Genomic DNA, 20,263 nt, shown 5'->3' with positions numbered 1-20,263 from the left:
AGATGCCTAGAGGAACGTAAACAATGGCCGATACACCGGTTGAAGCAGGGGCAGAGGCCAGCGGCGCAGGTATGCCACAGCTGGACTTTTCGACATTCCCCAACCAGATTTTCTGGCTTCTGGTCACGCTTGTCGTGATCTATCTGATCCTGTCCCGCGTGGCATTGCCCCGCATCGCCAGCGTGCTGGCGGAACGTCAGGGCACAATTACAAATGACATCGCCGCCGCCGAAGAGCTGAAGATGCGCGCGCAGGAGGCCGAGGCCGCCTACGACCAGGCGCTGCTGGATGCCCGTGCGGAGGCCGCCAAGATTGTCGCCGACACCAAGGCCGACATTCAGGCGAAACTGGATGTCGAAATGCAAAAGGCCGACGCCGAGATTGCCGCCCAGACGGCCGAAAGCGAAAAGGCCATTGCCGAAATTCAGGCCGGTGCCACGGAGGCGGTGAAAGCCGTCGCCAAGGACACCGCCAAAGAGATCGTCGCCGCCCTTGGTGGCAAGGCAGATGCCCGCACGATCACAGCGGCCATCAACGCGCGGATGAAGGGGTAAGGACATGAAATATTCACTGACTGCCCTGTTCGCCCTTGCTGCATCGCCTGCACTGGCCGCCAGCAAGAACCCGTTTTCGGCTGAGTTCTGGTCTTTGTCCAACACGGACATGATCGTTCTGATCGCCTTTATCATCTTTGTTGGCGTGCTGATCAAATTCAACGTTCCGGGCATGTTGTCCGGGATGCTGGATGGTCGCGCGGAAGGCATCAGGAATGACCTGAACGAAGCCAAGGCCCTGCGTGAGGAAGCGCAGACGTTGCTTGCCAGCTACGAGCGTAAGCAGCGCGACGTGCAGGAACAGGCCGACCGCATCGTGGCGAACGCAAAGGATGAGGCGACGCGCGCTGCTGAACAGGCCACCGCCGACATCAAGACGTCTGTGGCCCGTCGTCTGGCCTCTGCCGAGGACCAGATCGAAAGCGCCAAGCAGGGTGCGATCCGCGCTGTGCGCAATCAGGCCGTGACGGTTGCTGTGGCTGCGGCCCGCGATGTGATTGCCAAACAGACGACGGCCAGCGATGCCGATGCGATGATTGATGCGTCTATCGCCGAGGTCGGGCAAAAGCTGCACTAGGCCCGCCGGCTTACAAGATCGAAAACGCCCGGCCATTGTGCCGGGCTTTTCTTTTTGCGGCGGCCCGAAGGACCCTACCGGCGCAATTCGTGATCGAGACGTTTTCGCGCGATGGCGTCGTTTCTTTCCGCCTTGTCCTGTTCGAAAAGGGCGGTTTCCACGAAGGTCAGATGCGCCTCGACCGCGCGGCGTGCGGCGGGCGCGTCTCGGGCCTGCAGGGCGTCGTTGATGGCGCGGTGCTGGTCCAGCAGTTGGTCACGCGTCGTGCGCTGTTTGAACATGATCTGCCGGTTGTAGAACACGCCTTCGCGCAGCAGTTGATACATGGACCGCATCATATGGAGCATGATGACGTTGTGGCTGGCCTCGATGATGCTGAGGTGAAAATCCGCGTCAAGGCCCGCTTCTTCGGTGGGATTGCGTTTGCTGTGGGCGGTTTCCATCTTCTTGAAGATGGTGTCGATGACGGCAAGGTCCGTATCGGTACCGAGGGTCGCTGCGCGTTCGGCAGCGAGGCCCTCCATATCGCGGCGGAAGGCGATGTAGTCGAAGACAGCTTCGTCGTGATTGGCAAAAAGCCGGACCAGCGTGTCCGAGAAAGCGGACCCCAGCACGTCACCCACAAAGACCCCCGCACCGGCGCGGGATGTCAGCAGGCCGCTGTCCTGCAAGTCTGCCAAGGCTTCGCGCAGGGACGGGCGGGAGACGCCCAACCGTTCGCTGAGTTCGCGTTCCGAGGGCAGCCGTTCACCGGGTTTAAGGATGCCGCGCAGGATCAGCTGTTCGATCTGGCGGACCACCGTTCGGGAAATTTTCTCAGGCTGGACAGGTTCAAATGGCATCGGTGACCTTTCGGAAATTGGTCAAATTGTATGACCAATCTACCGAGGTCGCAAACAAAAAGGGCCGCCCCTGTTGGGGCGACCCTTCGACAAAAGCAGGGATGCTTTAGTTCGGCGTGATGGTGATTTCCACACGACGGTTCTGGGCGCGGCCCTCAGCCGTGAGGTTGGACGCGATGGGAGCGTCTTCGCCGCGACCGATGGAGCGGATGCGGTTTGGCGACACACCGCTGGAGATCAGGGCAGAGGCCACAGATTGCGCACGGCGCTGGGACAGGTCCTGATTGAAGGCAGCGGAGCCGGTGTTGTCGGCGTGGCCGATGACGTTCACGAGCGTGTTGGGAAAGTCGTTCATGGACCGCGCCAGTGCGTTCAGGTCCGTGCGCAGGGCACCGGACAGCTGGTCGCTGTTCGTGGCAAACAGGATGTCTTGCGGCAGTGTCACGATCAACTGGTCACCGGTGTTGACGATCCGCGCGTTGGACCCCAACTGCTGGCGCAACTGTGCTTCCTGACGGTCAAGCAATGCGCCCGCACCGGCACCAAGGCCGGCCCCGATCAAGGCACCTGTCACAGCGCCACGGTTGCGTTCTTCGACATTGTCACCCCGCGCAATGCCCACAAGCGCGCCAGCGGCTGCGCCCACAAGGGCACCCTGCTGGGTGTTGCGGTTGGGGTTGTTCGGGTCCTGAATTTGTTCGCAGGCGGTCACAGCCAGAAGGCCGGACACGGCAACGGCGAGGGTGGATTTGGACAGGGTCATTTTCGTTCGTTCCATTGTTGGGCACCGGACATGGTGCGCTTGATGGGGAATATATCGGACAAACCCCATTGCTATCCAATAACGCGGACCAGGGCGGCAGGGTTCCGCCGAGGTTATCGAAAAACATGATTTTTTGCAGAAGGTTACGAAGCGGCCTGTCCGGCGTCTTCGCGGGCCCCTTCCCACGCGAGCAGCGCGCGCTTGACCGGAAGGCCCCAGTGGTAGCCCCCCAAGGCCCCTGATTTGCGCAAGGCGCGGTGACAGGGAATCAACCATGATACGGGGTTGCGGCCCACGGCCGTTCCCACCGCGCGGACCGCTTTGGGTGATCCGATTGCCGTTGCGATTTCGCTATAGGTGGTCACATGGCCCGAGGGGATCGTCAGCAATGCTTCCCACACCTTCAGTTGGAAGGGCGCGCCGATCATGTGCAGTCTGGCGTCGCCTTTCATGCTGAGGGCGGCATCGACCCATGGGCGGATCCTGTCGGGTGTATTGTGGTACGTGGCCTTGGGCCAGCGGCGCGCAAGATCGGCGTAGGCGGCGTCGTCGCCCATTTCCGATGTGAACCCCATCCCGCACAGCCCGCGACCGGTGCCCATGGCGATCACCGGCCCGAAGGGGGACATGAATGTCCCCCAGTGAATTGTCAGGCCCGCGCCGCCCTTGGCGAAGTCGCCCGGGCTCATGGCTTCCCATGTGAGGAACAGATCGTGCAGGCGGCCCGATCCGGACAGGCCCACAGCATCCGCGGTGGCGAGGGTTGTGAAGTTTTCGGCCAGAAGGGTCTTGGCATACCCCAGCGCCAGATACTGCTGATAGCGTTTGGGCGACACGCCGACCCACCGCGAGAAGACACGCTGGAAATGGGCGGGCGACATGTCCATGCGTGCGGCAAGCGCCTCAAGCGACAGCGGCGTCTGTGCCGCGTCGATGTGATCAAGCGCGCGGCGGATGACGTGATAATGATAGCGGTCTGATGGGTCCATGGGGGCAGTTTATGCGGCGATCATCGCCCGTGCGACCCGAATGTTGCGCCTTGTGCGTACGGCATCCCACGGGCAAAAGGGGCCATGGCCAAGCTTCAAAGACAACTCGATTATCACACCATCCGTGAGGTTTTCACCCGCTTTCAGGCAGCGGACCCCGAACCTAAAGGGGAACTGGATCACGTGAACGCCTATACGTTGGTGGTGGCCGTCGCCCTGTCCGCGCAGGCAACCGACAAGGGTGTCAACAAGGCCACGGCGGAGTTGTTCAAGATCGCGGACACGCCGCAAAAGATGCTGGCGTTGGGCGAAGAGGGTGTGATCGCGCACATCAAGACCATCGGTCTTTATCGCAACAAGGCCAGGAATGTCATCAAGTTGAGCCGCATTCTGGTCGAAGACTATGACGGCATCGTGCCGAATTCCCGCGCAGCCCTGCAATCGCTGCCCGGTGTGGGCCGCAAGACGGCGAATGTTGTTCTGAATATGTGGTGGCAGCAACCCGCACAGGCGGTGGACACGCATATCTTCCGTCTGGGCAACCGCAGCGGCATTGCCCCCGGCAAGGATGTGGATGCCGTGGAACGCGCCATCGAAGACAACATTCCCGCCGATTTTCAACTGCACGCGCACCACTGGATGATCCTGCACGGGCGGTATATCTGCGTCGCAAGAAAACCGAAATGTCAGGCCTGCCACATCCGTGAGCTGTGCCTTTACGAGGATAAGACACCATGAATTTTGACGTCATCGGCATCGGCAACGCGATGGTAGACGTGATTTCCCCCGCTCCGGACACGTTTCTGGACCAGATGGGGATTACCAAGGGCATCATGCAACTGATCGAACGGGACCGGGCGGAACTGCTGTATGCGTCCATGTCGGACCGGGTCGAAGCGCCGGGGGGGTCCGTGGCCAACACGCTGGCGGGGATCGGGGAGCTTGGCCTGCAGACGGCCTTTATCGGCAAGGTGAAGGACGATGCACTGGGGCGGTTTTACGCAGACAGCCTTGGGAAAGCAGGCACCGCGTTTCCGCTGCCGCCTCAGGATGTGGACCTGCCGACGTCGCGTTCGATGATCTTTGTGTCGCCGGACGGGGAACGGTCGATGAACACCTATCTGGGCGCGGGCGCGGATATTTCTTCCGCCGATGTGCCCGATGTGTTCGGCACGGGGCTGTTGTTCCTTGAGGGCTATCTGTTCGACAAGGATGAAGGTAAGACCGCCTTTTCCGAGGCTGCGACCAAGATGAAGGCCGCCGGTGGCCGGTCTGCCATCACGATCTCCGATCCGTTTTGCGCCGAACGCCACCGTGCCGATTTCAAACGGCTGATTGCCGAAGACATGGACATTGCCATCGGGAATGATGCCGAATGGATGACGCTTTATGAAACCGATGATCTGGATGCGGCCCTGCGTCAGGCCGCCGAGGTCTGTGAGATTGTGGCCTGCACACGTTCCGGCGATGCGGTCTGGGTGCAGCAGGGATCGCAGCGGTTCACCGCAGATGTGACGCCCGTGACACCGGTCGATGCGACAGGCGCGGGGGACCAATTCGCAGCAGGGTTCCTTTACGGTGTCAGCACCGGCGCGGCGCTGGATGTGGCCGCCGCCATGGGCGTGATGTGCGCGGCCGAGGTTATCGGCCACATCGGGCCACGGCCAGAGGCGAACATGCTGGCCGCCTTCAAAACCGCAGGGCTGGTCTAGGGGCGGGTTGTGGCCAGCCAGGCTGCGTCGATTTCGTCAATGATGGCGGGGTCGAAGCGGTCTTCCTCTTTCCAGTATTTGCCGGACGGAACCATGTAGCCTGTATCGGCCTCCAGCCGCAGGGCGTCATCAATGGCAGCCGCGTTCAGGGACACGCGTGCCGTCAGATCGGTGGGTGTGACGCGGGCAAAGACAAGGCGGCTGGGGTCACGACTGAGGTTCACGGTGCGGCACCCGCGCCGATGCGCCATGGCCTGCAACCGCGCCGATTTCGCCTCGAGAGACCGCAGGGTGACATCCGCCCGCAGCGGGTCGGCTGTGCCGGTGCCGTAAAAATGGGTCTGGGCGCCGTCATAGGTCATGTCGCAGCCCATGAACGCGATGACGGTCGGTTTCAGATCATGAAGCGCCCAATATCCGGCTGTGAACGCCATGGTGCCGCCCGCATAAACAAATCCGCCAAGCGCGTTTTGTGCCGGAACGTAGGTTTCATAGGTGATGATCCTCTGTCCGGTTTCGACCTGATCCGGCTGGCGATCTTGCGGGAAATCCGACGGGTGGATCAGATAATCCCAATCCGGCCGCACCCTCCAGGCGTTGTTGATGGCAACGATCACGTCGAAAGGAGTTTTGTCCCAACGGGCCGCTTGCGTCACGTTCGGGCCACTGCCGAGGATCAGAACTTTCATGGGGTGCCCGTTGGTTGGGAGACTGCTGATGTCGGGTGAAAACTAGCACAGGACATGACCCGGTCGAGAGGGCAGATGCCTGCCGCGCGGGCATATTTGTGAACCAAAGAAACGAGGACACGAAGTGCGCCACCCGATCTTATCCAGATCAAGTGGCGGCTTCTTCGGTTACGGCCATCGGGATGCCTCCCTGTACCGCCTCAACAGCATGGCGCGTTAACGTTAATGGCTGGTAAAGACGCCGGAAGAAACGCCGTGTTTCTTTGGTTCTTAAATATGCATTTCTACACCGCAATCAGGACCCGACCTGACGAGGGCACGGACAGGGTGCCAGTTTCGGGGGCGTTTGGCACAAACGCCCCCCCCCCGCCCGCCGCAGGCGCTGATCGTCAGATCATTCCCCCAGTTTGGCGTGCACTTCGTCCAGGTCGATTTCGGCCACGGGCATCTTGTTGCCGGGATTTTCGAAGTCGTACTTGAACAGGTTGAAATCCCGTTTGTAGATTTCATAGACCAGATGCATCGACAGATCGTCGAAGTAATCCTCGACCGGATGGGCGCGTTTGGGGCCGTGGCCTTCGCTTTCGTTGAAGCGGGGGATTTCTGCCAGATCAATGCTGTTGGGCGTGTCTATGGCGTTCAGAACGTCCTGCATCCCGTCGTTGAACTGTTCGGTCCAGAAAATCTTGTCGTAGCGGCCACCGTTCACGATGAAGGTCGAAATGTGGCCCGACATGGCGGACCAATGGATGTCGGGGTCCATCGGGCGGCGCCAGCGGATGGTGTCGCGCGCGAACAGCAAGAACCGGCGGAAGGATTTGACCTGATCGAATTCGAACCCGTCTTCGGGCGATCCGACCTCGATGCCGTATTTCTGGATCAGCAGGGGCACCAGATTGCCGCGATACCGTTTGCCGTTGCGCTGGATGCCGCAGATTTTGTCGAAGAACGAGGACAGGATGCGGGTGTAGGGGTTGCGCACGCAGGTGAAGGCGTAGCTTTCGTGATTTTTGACGTTGTTGGTGATCAGCGGCTGGCTGTCCTCCATCGACCATTTGTGCATACCGCTTTGTGCGTCATGGATGTCGCCGTCGAAAAAGCTGCCATGATCGGAATAATACATGATCTGGCCAATGGTGGAGCAGGCACATTTGGGCACCACCCGGTACACCACGCTCTCACTCTCGGTCATCCAGGTGCCGGGAAACCCCATACGCTCGTCCTCATTAATCTGTCGCGACGTTGATCCGCCGCGCTTTTGTTCAAAAAAGCAAAGAAATCGTGTTTATTCAATCCGTCTTCACGTTTACATATCTAAAACACTGATGAACCTAGGGGAATATTGTTTCTGATATGGCAAAAATTGCCTTCATCCTGCTGTGTCATAAAGACCCTGAGGCGATCGTGCAGCAGGCAGAGCAGCTGACGGCGGTTGGTGACTATATCGCGATCCATTTCGATGCCAGAGCGCCGAAGGCGTCTTACGACCTGATCCGCACACGGCTGAAGGACAACCCGAATGTCGCCTATGCCACCAAACGTATCAAATGCGGCTGGGGGGAATGGTCGCTGGTGCAGGCCACATTGTATGCCGTCGAGGCCGCGGTTGATGCCTTCCCGCGGGCCACGCATTTCTACATGGTGTCAGGCGATTGCATGGCGATCAAATCCGCCAAGTTCGCCAAGAAATTTCTGGACGCAGATGATTGCGATTATATCGAGAGTTTCGATTTTTTCGAGAGCGACTGGATCAAGACCGGCATGAAGGAAGAGCGGCTGATCTACCGCCATTTCTTCAATGAACGGACGCATAAATCGTTGTTCTACAATTCGTGGTGGGCGCAGCGGAAACTGGGGTTGGAACGCGAGATTCCTGCGGATCTTCAGATCATGATCGGGTCGCAGTGGTGGTGTCTGCGCCGCCGCACGGTGGAATGGATTTTGGACATGACGCGCAACCGCCCGGACGTGATGCGCTTTTTCCGGACCACGTGGATCCCGGACGAGACGTTTTTTCAGACCCTCGTGCGCCATCTGGTGCCGGAACCTGAAATCCGCACCCGCACGCTGACGTTTTTGATGTTCACCGATTACGGGATGCCGGTGACGTTCTACAATGACCATTATGATCTGTTGCTGAGCCAGGATTTCCTGTTCGCGCGCAAGATCAGCCCCGAGGCCACGGCGCTGAAGGACAGGTTGGGGCGGCTTTATGCATCCGGGCGCGATGATTTCAAAATCTCGAACGAAGGCAACCGGCTGTTTCACTTCCTGACCGGTCGCGGCCGGATCGGGCGACGGTTTGCGCCGCGGTTCTGGGAGACCGAGGCGTCTTTGGGCCGCGAACGGGAGTTGATGATTATCGCGTGCAAGAAATGGCATGTGGCCAAGCGGCTGGTGGGGTCGATCAAACATCACACCAATATCCCCGCGATTGATTATCTGTTTAACGAAGAACATACGCCGCTGCCCGATCTGGGCGGTATCCAGACGACACTGGGCAAGCGGACGCGTCACCGGCGCGCGCTGATGCGGATGTTGTTCGATTACTACGAAACGGACCGCCTGATTATCTGTCTGGACACGGCGAACCTTGATCTGATGCAGGACTTCTTTTCGGACCGGTCGACGACGCGGCTTTTGGAAATCCAGTGCGAATTTTCGGACGAGTATCTGATCGGGCATGCCAAACGGGTGGGACTTGCCGGAGAGCAGACCGCCGAGGAGACGATGCAGCAGCTGTTGCCCACGATCCGGTATGATGTGGTTTATGAAAGCGACCGGATCGGCGATGAGGGGTTCGAGAACCATTACCGCATTCGCGAGACGGACAGCCCTGATGAAAACACGCCGCCACTGGCCGAGTTTCTAAGCCTTCCCGAAGACATCGCGCGCAATCTGGCGCAGACGCCGTATCTTTTTGCCGATTGAGGACAACCATGGATTTTGCCTACGACGACCAGAACATCTTTGCCAAAATCCTGCGCGGGGAGATACCGAACCAGACCGTCTATGAGGACGACCACGCATTGGCATTTCATGATATCGCGCCCAAGGCGCCGGTGCATGTGCTGGTGATCCCCAAGGGCCCCTATGTGTCGATGGACCATTTCTGTACCGCAGCCGGTGACGCGGAGATCGTGGGTTACATGCGGGCGGTGGCCAAGGTCTGCGAGATCACGGGCGTCGAAAACGGTTTTCGCGCCATTTCAAACGCGCGCGAGGACGGGGTGCAGGAGGTGCCGCATCTGCATGTGCATATCCTGGGCGGGCGCAATATGGGGCCGATGGTGGCGCGTTGATCCGAAGGGTTCGAACGGGCCTTGCCCGTCCGATCCGCGCGTGCTGCGCACGCGCAGGGGGCGCTGCCCCCGGCCTGCGGCCTCCCCCGGAGTTTTCGGATCAGAAGAAGGGCGGGCCGCGCGATGCGTCCAGCCGTCAGGTGCGGGTCAGGTTTAGAAAAACGTCTTCGAGATCGGGGTCTTCGGTGCGGACATCCTTGATCGGGATGGAGGCTGCGCGCAGCAGGTCAAGCACCTCATCCGCGCGGGTCTGGCTGGTTTTATAGGTGAACGCCAGCGTGCCGTTGTCGCGGGCTGTGCCGGTGATCCGCGACGGCAGGCTGGGCAGGTCGGTGGGCGCATCGGGGGTGATGACCAGCGTTTTGGCGTCCAGCTGACTTAGGAGATTGGCGGTGGTGTCGTTGGCGATGACGGCCCCGTGGTTGATGATGGCGATCTGGTCGCACATCTGTTCGGCCTCTTCGAGATAGTGGGTCGTCAGAATGATCGTCATGCCGTCGTCATTGAGGCGGCGCACGTTTTGCCACAGCAGATTGCGCAATTCGATGTCGACGCCGGCGGTGGGTTCATCGAGGACAAGAATTTGCGGGCTGTGGACCAGCGCCTTGCCCAGCAGCAGGCGGCGGCGCATGCCGCCGGACAGGGACCGCGCATAGGCGTTGGCCTTGTCTGTCAATCCGGTCAGTTCAAGAAGGTCGTCGGTGCGGCGCTGCGCCTTTGGCACCCCGTAGAGGCCCGCCTGCACGTCGAGCGACCCGCGCGGGGTGAAGAAGGGATCAAGGTTGGGTTCTTGCGGCATGATGCCGATGGCTGCACGGGACTGGCGCGGATTGCGGTCCTGATCAAAGCCCCAGATGGTCACAGTGCCTGCGGATTTGGTCACCAGACCGGCGAGGATGTTGATGAGCGTGGACTTGCCCGCCCCGTTCGGACCCAGCAGCCCGAAGATCGACCCGCGCGGCACCGTCAGATCGACGCCCAACAGCGCGTCTTTTGCAGGGCTGCGTTTGGTCGCCGCATAGGTCTTTTTCAGGCCCGTGATTTCGATGGCGTTCTGAGACATGCTGGGCGTTTCCCGTCTTGTTCATGGGCGAAGGATCGCTAGTATGCCGCGTCACGACAACCGTTCCAGAGGGCACCTAGCGTGCCCGCAACCAAGAGGCAAATTCATGGCGCATCCTGCACCCGAAACCAAGATCGTGACCGACTGGCGGATTGCCTGTGACGGGGGCGAGGGCGCGTTGGGCCATCCGCGGGTCTGGCTGCAAATTCCGCGCGATACCGGCTGGGTCGAATGTTCCTACTGTGACGCGCGCTATATCCATGCCAGCAAGGCGGATGCCGCTGAGTGAGGCGCGCTGCGCGTTGGTGTCTTTGGGCGCTCGGCCCGGTCATCGCGTATTTGATCGCAGCGTTCGTGGCGGCGCTTTGGTCTTCGGACGGAGGTGTGTCGGACGGCAGTGAAGGTTGGATCGTGCTGGTTCAGGGGCCGATCCATTACGACATTCTTTTGCCGCTGGATGAGGACACCGAAGCGGTTTTCAAAGATATCGCCGAGGCAGGTGTGCCTTTGGACCATCCCAATGCGGCCTGGCTGTCGGTGGGCTGGGGCAGTGCCGCCTTTTACACGACGGCCGGGTCTTATGCGGATATCAGGCCCGGCGCTGTCTGGCGGGCGGCGACCGGTGACGCAGGGGTGCTGCGGTTTGAGGTTTATGGCCCGCTGCCCGATCATCCCGCGTTGCGGCGTGTCCCTGTTACATTTGCACAGCTTTCTGCCTTGCGCAGTGTGATCCGGGCGCAGGCGGGGGATGCGCCCGTGCGGCTGGCGCTGGACGGATTTTCGCAGACGGATGCGTTTTTTGCAGCAGCGGGTCGGTTTCATATTTTTCGGACGTGCAATGTCTGGGTTGGTGCGATGCTGCGTGAGGCGGGGGTGCCCTTTGGCTGGTGGACGCCCACGCCCTATGCGGTGACGGCGTCCCTGCGGTGGAACGGGCTGATACCATAAAGGGTCGGGGTGTGAATTGGCGGCTGGTCGTGCCGCCGGGTTCATGCGAAAACAGGCGGGACGACAAGGGGGGGTTCGCAATGGCGTTCGGAAAAGGCTGTCACCTGCATCTGATCGACGGATCGGCATTTATTTTTCGCGCCTACCACGCGCTGCCGCCGCTGACCCGAAAATCGGATGGTTTGCCGGTGGGGGCTGTGTCCGGCTTTTGCAACATGTTGCAACGCTATGTGGAAGGAAACGCAGGGGGCGATGTGACCCATGTGGCGGTGATTTTCGACAAGGGCAGCCATACGTTCCGCAATGACCTCTATGACCAGTACAAGGCGAACCGCGATGAAATGCCCGAGGATCTGCGCCCGCAGATCCCGCTGACCCGCGATGCCACCCGCGCCTTCAACATCGCCTGCGAGGAGATCGAGGGGTTTGAGGCGGATGACATCATCGCCACCCTTGCCCGTCAGGCGCGTGAAGCAGGGGGGCGGTGCACCATCATCTCATCCGACAAGGATTTGATGCAGTTGGTGGGTGACGGCGTGGTGATGATGGATGCCATGAAGGGCAACAAGGTCATCGACCGTGAGGGGGTTGAGGAAAAGTTCGGCGTGGGCCCCGAACGGGTGATCGACGTGCAGGCCTTGGCAGGTGACAGTGTGGACAATGTGCCCGGCGCGCCGGGGATCGGGATTAAGACGGCGGCTTTGTTGATCAACGAATATGGTGATCTGGAAACGTTGCTGGACCGCGCTGGCGAAATCAAACAGCCGAAGCGACGTGAGACGTTGATTGAAAAACGCGCGCAGATCGAGCTGTCCAAGAAGCTGGTCACGCTGGATGTGAACATGGATTTGCCGTTCACGCTGGATGATCTTGAGGTGCGTGAGCCGGAGCCGGAAAAGCTGCTGGAGTTTCTGGCGCAAATGGAGTTCCGCACCATCGTGCGGCGGATTTCCGAAAAGCTGGATGTTGAGGCGCCTGTCATCGAAGACGCGGCCCCCGCGCCCGAGGCCGAGGACGCGCCGGAGCAGCCGTCGTTTGAGGATGCGACCTATGATTGGGTCAGGGATGCCGACGCGTTGAAAGCGTGGATCGACCGGATTTACGGGCGCGGATATGTGGCGGTTGATACCGAGACGACGGCGCTGAATGAAATGCGGGCGGAGCTGGTGGGCGTGTCTTTGTGCGTCGAGGCAGGGCACGCCTGTTATGTGCCGTTGACCCACAAGGGCGGTGCGGCGGATGATCTGTTCGGCGATGATGCGCTGGCTGAGGGACAGATGGATTTTGAGGAGGCTCTGGCGATCCTCAAGCCCATGCTGGAGGACGACAGTATCCTCAAAATCGGTCAGAATATGAAATACGACGCCAAGATTTTCGCGCGCATTGGCGTCGATGTGGCGCCCATTGATGACACGATGCTGATGTCCTACGCGATGAATGCGGGGCTTCATAATCACGGGATGGACGGGCTGTCCGAACGGTATCTGGGCCACAAACCGATCGAGATTAAATCGCTTTTGGGGACCGGAAAATCGGCCAAGACATTCGACCGTGTGCCGGTGGAAGACGCGGTGCGCTATGCCGCCGAAGACGCCGATATCACCTTGCGTCTGTGGCAGATGTTCAAGCCGCAGCTGCACCGCAAACAGGTGACCACCGTCTACGAAACGCTCGAACGTCCACTGGTGCCGGTGCTGGCGCGCATGGAGATGTCGGGCATCAAGGTGGACCGCGATACGCTGAGCCGGATGTCCAATGCCTTTAGCCAGAAAATGGCCGGTTTGGAGGATGAGCTATACGAATTGGCGGGCGAAAAATTCAACGTCGGATCGCCCGCGCAGGTGGGTGAAATCCTGTTTGACAAGATGGGGCTTGAGGGCGGCAAGAAGGGCAAGACGGGGAAATATTCCACCGGTGCGGATATTCTTGAGGATCTGGCGACCGAACATGAGTTTCCCGCACGGGTGCTGGATTGGCGTCAGCTGAGCAAGTTGAAATCGACCTACACGGACGCCCTGCAGACCCATATCAATGATGAGACGGGCCGCGTGCATACGTCCTACGCCATCACCGGGGCCAATACGGGGCGGCTGGCGTCGACCGATCCGAACCTGCAAAACATCCCGATCCGCACCGAAGAAGGCCGCCGCATCCGTGAGGCGTTTGTGGCCGAACAGGGAAAGGTGCTGGTGGCGCTGGATTACAGCCAGATTGAGCTGCGGATTCTGGCGCATATTGCGGACATTCCGGCGCTGAAACAGGCCTTTGCAGAGGGCCATGATATTCACGCCATGACCGCGTCCGAGATGTTTGACGTGCCACTGGACGAGATGACGCCCGATGTCCGCCGTCAGGCCAAGGCCATCAACTTCGGCGTGATTTACGGGATCAGCGGTTTTGGTCTGGCGCGCAACCTGCGCATCCCTCGGGCCGAAGCGCAGGGGTTCATCGACCGCTATTTCGAACGTTTCCCCGGTATTCGCAAATACATGGATGACACGGTGGCCTTTGCCAAGGAACACGGGCGGGTCGAAACGCTTTTCGGGCGCAAGATTCACACGCCCGAGATCAATGCCAAGGGACCGGGTGCCGGGTTCGCCAAGCGGGCGGCCATCAACGCGCCTATCCAAGGCACCGCCGCCGATGTGATCCGGCGGGCGATGATCCGCATGGATGACGCGATTGCGGGGCTGCCTGCCAGGATGCTGTTGCAGGTCCACGATGAACTGGTGTTCGAGGTCGACAAGGACGCCGCAGACGATCTGATCGGCGTGGCCCGTGACGTGATGGAAAATGCGGCTGATCCGGCGGTAAAGTTTGACGTGCCGCTGGTGGTAGATGCGGGCACAGGGGCGACATGGGCAGAGGCCCATTAAGGGGGCGCAAAATCCGCGGTACGGGAACCAAGGTGGCGGACCGCGTGTTGATCCTGTGAGATATCAGGAGAGATGCGATGAAAGATGCAAGCCACGACAGCAAGGGTGACTTTTGGGACGCCATGGAGGACGTGTCTGAATGCATGTTGGGCATCAAGGGGGACTTTATGGTTCCGATGACACCCAAGGTGCGCGACGATGCGGAGGACGGCAAAATCTGGTTCGTCACCGCCGAGGGCACAGACCTGCACAAAGCCACCAAAGGCGGGGCGGAAGAGGCCCGTATGATCGTTTCAGCGCGCAATCAGGGGCTTTGGGCCGACATTGAAGGGACGTTGGCGGCTGAAAACGACCCCAAGGTTCTTGAAGAAATTTGGTCCGCGATGATGGGCGCGTGGTTTGAAGACGGCCCGCAGGACGAAGACGTGCGCCTGATGAGTTTCACCCCACGCCACGCCGAAGCGACCATAACCGACGCCAATCCGGTGCAGTTCTTTTACCAGATTGCAAAGGCCAAAGTGACGGACACAAAGCCCGATCTGGGCGGCTGGAGCGGCAAGATTACGTTCTGATCCCATCCGATCGACCACAAGACAAAAAGGGCCGCCCTTATCGGGACGGCCCTTTTCGCGTCTTGGGAGGAAGACGTCTTGAAAGGTCTTAGTTAACCTTTTCAGCCTCGATCACGTCCTGCGCCACGGGGGTCGCCTTGGTGATTTCGATGCGGCGGGGTTTCAGCGCCTCAGGCACTTCGCGCACCAGTTCGATGTGCAGCATGCCGTTTTCGTGGGACGCGCCGGTGACGCGAACGTGGTCGGCCAGATGGAACCGGCGGGAGAATGCGCGCGTGGCGATGCCACGGTGCAGATAGGTCCGTTCGGTTGTGTCTTCGGCCTTTTTGGCGGTCACGTGCAGGGCGTTTTCCTTCACCTCGACGTGCAGGTCTTCGTCGGAGAAGCCGGCCACGGCGATGGAAATGCGCCAGCCGTCATCGGCGAGTTTTTCGATGTTGTAGGGGGGGTAGCTCTGGCTGCCGGTGTCGTTGGACAGAACACGGTCCATCATCTGGGCAACCTGGTCAAAACCGACGCTGGCACGGTGCAGCGGAGCAAGGTCAAAAGTTCGCATGGGTATCCTCCATTGAGCGATCATTGCGTATAAAATGCCGTCCCATTCGGGCCCGGCGGGGTGGTACAAGACCCGGTATCGGCGTCTTGTGAGGATTATTTGGGAAGACGCTGCACAGCTTTCAAGGGGCGGTTGTGCAGAAAAATATCGTTCAAAATCAGGGTCGAACGAAGAGTGCGCCGGTGTCGGCGCGTTCGCCGGGGCGAATGACGCGGGCCGATGACGGGGGGGATGCGAACCGCCCTTGCGTATTTTCCAGTTCCGCCCGCAAAAGTGCGATGGGGGCGGCCAGATCCATGCCGAGCGCCACTTTCTCTCCGTCCAGTTCGGCCATGGCGGACACCACCGACACCAGCCGTGGCACACCGTTTTCGGTGCGGAAGATCGGTGCGCCCGAAGCCCCGAAATTGACGTCGCAATCCATGATCAAAACGCCATTCTGCTGGCCCAATACGTTGCAGATTTGTTGGAGGGACGGCGCGTCGGCACGGTCGGCGGCATAGGATACGACGCCGATTTCGGTGCCGCGGTCTGTTCGTGTCGACACCTCGAACGGGGTCACGCGGGAGGTGCGGATCGGCTGGCTGAGTTCCAAAAGCGCCACGTCAAAGGGCACGATGTCATGGGTTGCCGCGCCGGTGTGTGCGTATGACGGGTGGATCACCGCACGACGGATGCCGCGCGTGGCCTCCGGCCGCCCCGCGCGAAGGCCCGCAAGAAACGAAATGCGGTTCGGGTCTACCGGCACGCTGGCCGCGTCTTCGAACATGCAGTGGGCTGCGGTGAGCACCAGATCGGGGGCGATCAGGGCACCGGTGCAAAACCCCTTGCCGTCGATATCAAGGCGGCCGACGGCCTCCCATCCACGGGCGTCGTTACCGGTTGTCAGTTCGCGTAAATCAGTTGTCTGGGCCTGCGCGGTTGCCACAGCGCAGATCGCCAGAACCAGCGTCAGAAGTAATGCGCGCATGGGGGCCCTCGATCCGTTTGTCGCACCGTAGGACGCGATCTGGGCACAAGTGTGGCGCAGCTATCGCAGGATGGGAACCTCTGGCGTGCGTTTTCCGGGTGCTGTCAGGGCGGGCGGCTGTGGCCCGCCGGTGGCCCAGTCCAGCAATTCGACGGTATGGACAATGGGCACATCCGTCGCCCCGCCGATCTGCATCATGCAGCCGATGTTTCCGGCGGCGATGACATCGGGGTGCACCGCTTCCAAGGTTTCGACCTTGCGGGCTTTCAGCTGTTTGGAAATTTCGGGCTGCATCAGGTTGTAGGTGCCCGCCGATCCGCAACACAGGTGACTGTCTGCAGGTTCGGCCACCTTGAAACCGGCACGTTTCAACAGGTCCTTGGGGTAGGTCTTGATCTGTTGGCCGTGCTGCAGCGAACAGGCGGCATGATAGGCCACAGTCAGGGGGCCTTGACCCGTTGTGTCAGGGGGCACGGCATCCGTCCCTGCAACCTTCATGCGCGCCATATTCGGCGAAAATTCCGGTGCGCCATCGGGCAGCAAGTCTATCAGCACCTCGCTGACGTCCTTGGCCAGACCCGCGATGGCCTTGGCGTCGTCCGCCAGATCGGTGCCTGCAAACATATGGCCGTAGTCTTTGACAGTCGTCCCACAGCCGGAGGTGTTGATGACGATTGCGTCAAGCCCCTCACCCTCGATCTCGCGGGTCCAGGCGCGGATGTTTTTGGCGGCTGTGTCGTGGCTTTCGGATGTTTTGCCCATGTGGTGGGTCAGCGCCCCGCAACAGCCCGCGCCTTCGGCCACCACCACCTCGGCCCCCAGCCGGGTCAGCAGGCGGATCGTGGCGTCATTGATGTCGGTGTTCAGCGCCTTTTGCGCACAGCCCGTCATCAGCGCCACGCGCATCTTCTTTTGCCGGGCCGGAAAGGTCTGCGGGTCATCATTGCGCGACACCGGTGGGATGGTTTTTGGCGCCATCTCCAACATGGCGCGCAGGCGGGCATCGGGCATCAGCCGCGCAAAGGGCCGCCCGATTTTGGCACCCAACAGCGCCACGCGGAATCGCATGGGGTAGGGCAGGATGCGCGCCAGCACCCAGCGCAGGGCGCGGTCCGACCACGGACGATTGTAGTTGTCTTCGATGTATTCACGGGCGTGATCAACCAGATGCATGTAATGCACGCCGCTGGGGCAGGTCGTCATACAGGCCAGACAGGACAGGCATCGGTCGATGTGCTTGACGGTCTTTTCATCCGGCACACGTTCGTTTTCGAGCATGTCCTTGATGAGGTAAATGCGCCCACGCGGGCTGTCCAGTTCATCGCCCAGCACTTGGTAGGTCGGGCAGGTTGCCGTACAAAACCCGCAGTGCACACAGGTCCGCAGGATCTGGTTGGCGCGCGCAATCTGGGGGTCTTTCAACTGGTCTTCGGTGAAGGTCGTTTGCATGGGTTAAAGTCCGTTCACATTCAGAAGCAGGTTGAGGAAAGAGGCCGTGAAGGCCACGGCAAGCGCCGTCAGCATCCGGCCCCAGATGTCCATGGTCGGGCGGCGCGGCAGGGCAATGACCATCGCCAGCCCGCCCAGGGCCACCCCGATAAACAGCGGCAACCCGATCAGTCCGATCGCACCTGGCAGGGTCGGTGCCAGAAACGCAAAGCCCAGACCACCGGCAAGCCCAGCCGCCGCCAACTGCCAGTGCCGCACAAGGGCCGCCAGCACGCAGGCACCGATGCAGGGCAGCAGTACAAAGGTGAAGGTCAGACCGCTGATCATGCCATCAGCCCCGGATTGAGGATGCCGCGCGGGTCGAACTTCTGGCGCAGACCCTGCGAAAGGGTCTCTGTCACATGATCCTGCGGCTCAAACACCGGCAGTGCGGCGCGGGTTTCGGCACCGGCACGGATCAGCGTGGCATGGCCTGCGGTCGCCAAGGGCCGGATGTCCGTGCCAGCCGGCGTGCAGGCCCAAATCAACCCGCCGCCCCAATCCAACTGTGTCTCGGTCCCGTCAGGCAGCGCCGCAATCACCTGCGGCGCATCGCTCGGCTTGACGGAGATGCGCCAGACGTCGCCCTCGGTTTTCGCAAAGGCGGTGACATCGCGAATACCCGTCCACAGAGTGCCGGTTGCCATGGCATCCAGCACGGTCACCTCGCCGTAGGGCCCCAACAATGCCGTCAGCTGGCCCGTCCGATACGCGACCGAGGCGTCAAACCCTTCGATCCGCAGATACGTCGCATCCGTGTGCGCGGCCCCCGTTACCTCATAGGGCGACCCCAGAGCGGCTGACATGGCAGCCACCGCCTGCACCGTGGACAGCCCCTCCACCCGTAAGGTGGCTGACGTCTCGGGCTTGGGCAGGACCTTCAACGACACCTCCGTCAGAACACCCAAAGTGCCGTAAGACCCGCTCATCAGCTTCACCAGATCATAGCCCGTGACGTTTTTCATCACGCGCCCCCCGTTTTTCAGGATCGTGCCCGCCCCATCTACAAACCGCACACCCAGCATGTGATCGCGGCAGGCCCCGACGGCGATCCTGCGCGGCCCGCTCACGTTGGCTGCGACAACGCCCCCGATGGTGGGCGTGCCTTTGGTGCCCAACAGCGCGCGGTGATCCATCGGCTCGAACGCCAGCCGCTGGTTTTCAGCATCCAGCGCCGCCTCAATCTCCGCCACAGGCGTGCCGGCCTGCGCCACAAGCGTCAGCGCGCCCGCCTCATAGAGGGAAATGCCCGACAGGCCGGACACATCCAATACGTCCCCCACCACCGGATTGCCGATGTCACGTGTCCCGCCACCGCGAATGCGCAAAGGACCTGGGGCGGCCTTGATGGCCTCTGCGATGCTGTCTTCGGTGATTGCTGTCATGACCTTCGTCTTCTCTGGTTCAAAAATACCTCGGGGGGAGGCCGCAGGCCGGGGGGCAGCGCCCCCGCCACGCCCGCCGCAGGCGCTGATCGTCAGATCATCCCTCACTCTGCCGCAATGCGCCGCGTCTCGCTGCTGTCCAACGGAAAGACCTTGGCGGGGTTCAACAACCACAGAGGGTCAAATACATCCTTCACCGCCATCTGGATTTCCAGATCCTGAGGCGCGAACTGATGGGTCATCAGATCGCGCTTTTCGATGCCCACCCCGTGTTCTCCGGTCAGACACCCGCCTGCATCCACGCACAGCTTGAGGATTTCCGCCCCCATGGCCTCACACAGTTCCAGATCACCGGGTTTGTTGGCGTCGTAACAGATCAACGGGTGCATATTGCCGTCGCCCGCGTGGAACACATTCCCGACCTTCAGGCCGTATTCCTCGGACAACTCCCCGATCCGGCGCAGCACCATGGGCAGGGAGGACACGGGGATCGTGCCGTCCAGACACATGTAGTCGCTGATCTGGCCGATGGCCCCGAAGGCAGACTTGCGGCCCAGCCAGATGCGCGCGGCCTCATCGGCGCTTTTGGCCTCGCGCAGCTCGACCGGGTCATGACGGCGCGCGATGTCGAGGATCAGGGCCAGCTGTTCGTCGATTTCCGCATCGGACCCTTCGACCTCAACAATCAACAAGGCCTCACTGTCGGGATAGCCCGCCTGCGCGTAACGCTCTGTTGTCTCGATGCACAACCGGTCCATGAATTCGATGGCCACGGGCAGCACGCCTGCCTTGATGATGTCGGCCACACAGGCCCCCGCCACTTCGTTGTCGTTAAAGGCCATCAGCACGGGCCGCGCGCCTTCGGGTTTGCGCAGAATGCGCAAGGTGGCTTCTGTCACCACGCCCAGCTGGCCTTCCGACCCGCAGATCAGCCCCAGCAGATCAAGACCTGCCGCATCCAGATGTGCGCCGCCGAT

22 protein-coding genes are annotated in these 20,263 nt (G+C 60.9%); 10 read left to right on the top strand and 12 right to left on the bottom strand.

The genetic code is table 11. The annotated features are described in order from the left end of the window. The first annotated feature begins 23 nt into the window (after positions 1 to 23). The gene (locus tag QZ653_RS00110) at positions 24 to 554 is read left to right on the top strand and encodes a F0F1 ATP synthase subunit B' (RefSeq protein ID WP_296416816.1); all 531 of its coding nucleotides are present in this window, start codon (positions 24 to 26) and stop codon (positions 552 to 554) included. A gap of 4 nt (positions 555 to 558) precedes the next feature. Further along, positions 559 to 1,131: a F0F1 ATP synthase subunit B gene (locus QZ653_RS00105; RefSeq protein WP_296416815.1), complete on the top strand. Its 573-nt coding sequence runs from the start codon at positions 559 to 561 to the stop codon at positions 1,129 to 1,131. Positions 1,132 to 1,205: 74 nt separating this feature from the next. Here QZ653_RS00105 and QZ653_RS00100 read toward each other — a convergent pair whose 3' ends face one another. The 3 genes from QZ653_RS00100 to QZ653_RS00090 all read right to left on the bottom strand — a co-directional run bounded on the left by QZ653_RS00100 (position 1,206) and on the right by QZ653_RS00090 (position 3,725). After that, complete coding sequence (locus QZ653_RS00100) at positions 1,206 to 1,973, bottom strand: FadR/GntR family transcriptional regulator (protein ID WP_296416813.1); 768 nt, start codon at positions 1,971 to 1,973, stop codon at positions 1,206 to 1,208. A gap of 106 nt (positions 1,974 to 2,079) precedes the next feature. Further along, positions 2,080 to 2,751 (bottom strand): OmpA family protein, encoded by a 672-nt coding sequence (locus QZ653_RS00095; RefSeq protein ID WP_296416810.1) that lies wholly within the window; start codon positions 2,749 to 2,751, stop codon positions 2,080 to 2,082. A gap of 128 nt (positions 2,752 to 2,879) precedes the next feature. Continuing rightward, complete coding sequence (locus tag QZ653_RS00090; protein ID WP_296416807.1) at positions 2,880 to 3,725, bottom strand: bifunctional helix-turn-helix domain-containing protein/methylated-DNA--[protein]-cysteine S-methyltransferase; 846 nt, start codon at positions 3,723 to 3,725, stop codon at positions 2,880 to 2,882. Between the two features lie 84 nt (positions 3,726 to 3,809). Between QZ653_RS00090 and nth the strand changes: the two genes are divergently transcribed. Together nth and QZ653_RS00080 are read left to right on the top strand one after the other, a co-directional pair. After that, complete coding sequence (gene nth, locus QZ653_RS00085; protein WP_296416805.1) at positions 3,810 to 4,463, top strand: endonuclease III; 654 nt, start codon at positions 3,810 to 3,812, stop codon at positions 4,461 to 4,463. Continuing rightward, positions 4,460 to 5,437, top strand: a complete 978-nt coding sequence (locus QZ653_RS00080) for an adenosine kinase (RefSeq protein WP_296416803.1) — start codon at positions 4,460 to 4,462, stop codon at positions 5,435 to 5,437. The genes nth and QZ653_RS00080 overlap by 4 nt, the downstream gene beginning before the upstream one ends. On the opposite strand, the gene QZ653_RS00075 is transcribed toward QZ653_RS00080, so the two are convergent. Next, complete coding sequence (locus QZ653_RS00075) at positions 5,434 to 6,126, bottom strand: hypothetical protein (protein ID WP_296416800.1); 693 nt, start codon at positions 6,124 to 6,126, stop codon at positions 5,434 to 5,436. The two genes, QZ653_RS00080 and QZ653_RS00075, sit on opposite strands and share 4 nt — an antisense overlap. A gap of 394 nt (positions 6,127 to 6,520) precedes the next feature. Continuing rightward, positions 6,521 to 7,339, bottom strand: a complete 819-nt coding sequence (locus QZ653_RS00070) for a sulfotransferase family protein (RefSeq protein WP_296416798.1) — start codon at positions 7,337 to 7,339, stop codon at positions 6,521 to 6,523. Positions 7,340 to 7,479: 140 nt separating this feature from the next. On the opposite strand from QZ653_RS00070, the gene QZ653_RS00065 reads away from it, so the two are divergent. After that, the gene (locus QZ653_RS00065) at positions 7,480 to 9,057 is read left to right on the top strand and encodes a DUF5928 domain-containing protein (RefSeq protein ID WP_296416797.1); all 1,578 of its coding nucleotides are present in this window, start codon (positions 7,480 to 7,482) and stop codon (positions 9,055 to 9,057) included. Positions 9,058 to 9,065: 8 nt separating this feature from the next. Next, positions 9,066 to 9,428, top strand: a complete 363-nt coding sequence (locus QZ653_RS00060; protein ID WP_296416794.1) for a histidine triad nucleotide-binding protein — start codon at positions 9,066 to 9,068, stop codon at positions 9,426 to 9,428. Positions 9,429 to 9,564: 136 nt separating this feature from the next. On the opposite strand, the gene QZ653_RS00055 is transcribed toward QZ653_RS00060, so the two are convergent. Next, on the bottom strand, positions 9,565 to 10,491 hold the full coding sequence (locus tag QZ653_RS00055) for an ABC transporter ATP-binding protein (protein WP_296416792.1): 927 nt from the start codon (positions 10,489 to 10,491) through the stop codon (positions 9,565 to 9,567). A 106-nt stretch (positions 10,492 to 10,597) separates the two neighbouring features. Here QZ653_RS00055 and QZ653_RS00050 point away from each other — a divergent pair, with 106 nt between their 5' ends. From QZ653_RS00050 to QZ653_RS00035, 4 genes are all read left to right on the top strand, one after another. Beyond that, a complete protein-coding gene (locus tag QZ653_RS00050) occupies positions 10,598 to 10,780 on the top strand; it encodes a zinc-finger domain-containing protein (protein WP_296416789.1) in 183 nt (60 codons plus the stop codon). 50 nt (positions 10,781 to 10,830) lie between these two features. After that, positions 10,831 to 11,439, top strand: a complete 609-nt coding sequence (locus QZ653_RS00045) for a DUF2459 domain-containing protein (protein WP_296416787.1) — start codon at positions 10,831 to 10,833, stop codon at positions 11,437 to 11,439. An 80-nt stretch (positions 11,440 to 11,519) separates the two neighbouring features. After that, positions 11,520 to 14,315 (top strand): DNA polymerase I, encoded by a 2,796-nt coding sequence (gene polA, locus QZ653_RS00040; RefSeq protein WP_296416785.1) that lies wholly within the window; start codon positions 11,520 to 11,522, stop codon positions 14,313 to 14,315. A gap of 77 nt (positions 14,316 to 14,392) precedes the next feature. Then, positions 14,393 to 14,887, top strand: a complete 495-nt coding sequence (locus QZ653_RS00035) for a pyridoxamine 5'-phosphate oxidase family protein (protein WP_296416784.1) — start codon at positions 14,393 to 14,395, stop codon at positions 14,885 to 14,887. Positions 14,888 to 14,975: 88 nt separating this feature from the next. Here the strand turns inward: QZ653_RS00035 and QZ653_RS00030 are convergent, their stop codons facing one another. From QZ653_RS00030 to QZ653_RS00005, 6 genes are all read right to left on the bottom strand, one after another. After that, complete coding sequence (locus QZ653_RS00030; protein WP_296416783.1) at positions 14,976 to 15,443, bottom strand: Hsp20 family protein; 468 nt, start codon at positions 15,441 to 15,443, stop codon at positions 14,976 to 14,978. Between the two features lie 157 nt (positions 15,444 to 15,600). Beyond that, positions 15,601 to 16,413 (bottom strand): trypsin-like serine peptidase, encoded by an 813-nt coding sequence (locus QZ653_RS00025; protein WP_296416782.1) that lies wholly within the window; start codon positions 16,411 to 16,413, stop codon positions 15,601 to 15,603. A 60-nt stretch (positions 16,414 to 16,473) separates the two neighbouring features. Next, positions 16,474 to 17,862 (bottom strand): glycolate oxidase subunit GlcF, encoded by a 1,389-nt coding sequence (gene glcF / locus QZ653_RS00020; protein ID WP_296416781.1) that lies wholly within the window; start codon positions 17,860 to 17,862, stop codon positions 16,474 to 16,476. A 3-nt stretch (positions 17,863 to 17,865) separates the two neighbouring features. Continuing rightward, the gene (locus tag QZ653_RS00015; protein WP_296416779.1) at positions 17,866 to 18,189 is read right to left on the bottom strand and encodes a hypothetical protein; all 324 of its coding nucleotides are present in this window, start codon (positions 18,187 to 18,189) and stop codon (positions 17,866 to 17,868) included. Next, a complete protein-coding gene (gene glcE / locus QZ653_RS00010; protein WP_296416778.1) occupies positions 18,186 to 19,286 on the bottom strand; it encodes a glycolate oxidase subunit GlcE in 1,101 nt (366 codons plus the stop codon). Before glcE ends, QZ653_RS00015 begins: the two co-directional genes overlap by 4 nt. A 104-nt stretch (positions 19,287 to 19,390) precedes the next feature. After that, on the bottom strand, positions 19,391 to 20,263 hold an 873-nt coding region (locus tag QZ653_RS00005; RefSeq protein ID WP_296416777.1), incomplete at its 5' end, for an FAD-linked oxidase C-terminal domain-containing protein.

This window comes from Pseudooctadecabacter sp. (genome assembly GCF_020627745.1).
GTDB lineage: Bacteria > Pseudomonadota > Alphaproteobacteria > Rhodobacterales > Rhodobacteraceae > Octadecabacter.
The sequence above is the reverse complement of the archived record's forward strand: the minus strand, read 5'-3'. Positions and strand labels throughout refer to the sequence as shown.

Bases quoted from the DNA above. Each gene is read 5' to 3' on its own strand.
- QZ653_RS00110 (WP_296416816.1), top strand. From the start codon at position 24: ATGGCCGATACACCGGTTGAAGCAGGGGCAGAGGCCAGCGGCGCAGGT.
- QZ653_RS00105 (WP_296416815.1), top strand. From the start codon at position 559: ATGAAATATTCACTGACTGCCCTGTTCGCCCTTGCTGCATCGCCTGCA.
- QZ653_RS00100 (WP_296416813.1), bottom strand. From the start codon at position 1,973: ATGCCATTTGAACCTGTCCAGCCTGAGAAAATTTCCCGAACGGTGGTC.
- QZ653_RS00095 (WP_296416810.1), bottom strand. From the start codon at position 2,751: ATGGAACGAACGAAAATGACCCTGTCCAAATCCACCCTCGCCGTTGCC.
- QZ653_RS00090 (WP_296416807.1), bottom strand. From the start codon at position 3,725: ATGGACCCATCAGACCGCTATCATTATCACGTCATCCGCCGCGCGCTT.
- nth (WP_296416805.1), top strand. From the start codon at position 3,810: ATGGCCAAGCTTCAAAGACAACTCGATTATCACACCATCCGTGAGGTT.
- QZ653_RS00080 (WP_296416803.1), top strand. From the start codon at position 4,460: ATGAATTTTGACGTCATCGGCATCGGCAACGCGATGGTAGACGTGATT.
- QZ653_RS00075 (WP_296416800.1), bottom strand. From the start codon at position 6,126: ATGAAAGTTCTGATCCTCGGCAGTGGCCCGAACGTGACGCAAGCGGCC.
- QZ653_RS00070 (WP_296416798.1), bottom strand. From the start codon at position 7,339: ATGGGGTTTCCCGGCACCTGGATGACCGAGAGTGAGAGCGTGGTGTAC.
- QZ653_RS00065 (WP_296416797.1), top strand. From the start codon at position 7,480: ATGGCAAAAATTGCCTTCATCCTGCTGTGTCATAAAGACCCTGAGGCG.
- QZ653_RS00060 (WP_296416794.1), top strand. From the start codon at position 9,066: ATGGATTTTGCCTACGACGACCAGAACATCTTTGCCAAAATCCTGCGC.
- QZ653_RS00055 (WP_296416792.1), bottom strand. From the start codon at position 10,491: ATGTCTCAGAACGCCATCGAAATCACGGGCCTGAAAAAGACCTATGCG.
- QZ653_RS00050 (WP_296416789.1), top strand. From the start codon at position 10,598: ATGGCGCATCCTGCACCCGAAACCAAGATCGTGACCGACTGGCGGATT.
- polA (WP_296416785.1), top strand. From the start codon at position 11,520: ATGGCGTTCGGAAAAGGCTGTCACCTGCATCTGATCGACGGATCGGCA.
- QZ653_RS00035 (WP_296416784.1), top strand. From the start codon at position 14,393: ATGAAAGATGCAAGCCACGACAGCAAGGGTGACTTTTGGGACGCCATG.
- QZ653_RS00030 (WP_296416783.1), bottom strand. From the start codon at position 15,443: ATGCGAACTTTTGACCTTGCTCCGCTGCACCGTGCCAGCGTCGGTTTT.
- QZ653_RS00025 (WP_296416782.1), bottom strand. From the start codon at position 16,413: ATGCGCGCATTACTTCTGACGCTGGTTCTGGCGATCTGCGCTGTGGCA.
- glcF (WP_296416781.1), bottom strand. From the start codon at position 17,862: ATGCAAACGACCTTCACCGAAGACCAGTTGAAAGACCCCCAGATTGCG.
- QZ653_RS00015 (WP_296416779.1), bottom strand. From the start codon at position 18,189: ATGATCAGCGGTCTGACCTTCACCTTTGTACTGCTGCCCTGCATCGGT.
- glcE (WP_296416778.1), bottom strand. From the start codon at position 19,286: ATGACAGCAATCACCGAAGACAGCATCGCAGAGGCCATCAAGGCCGCC.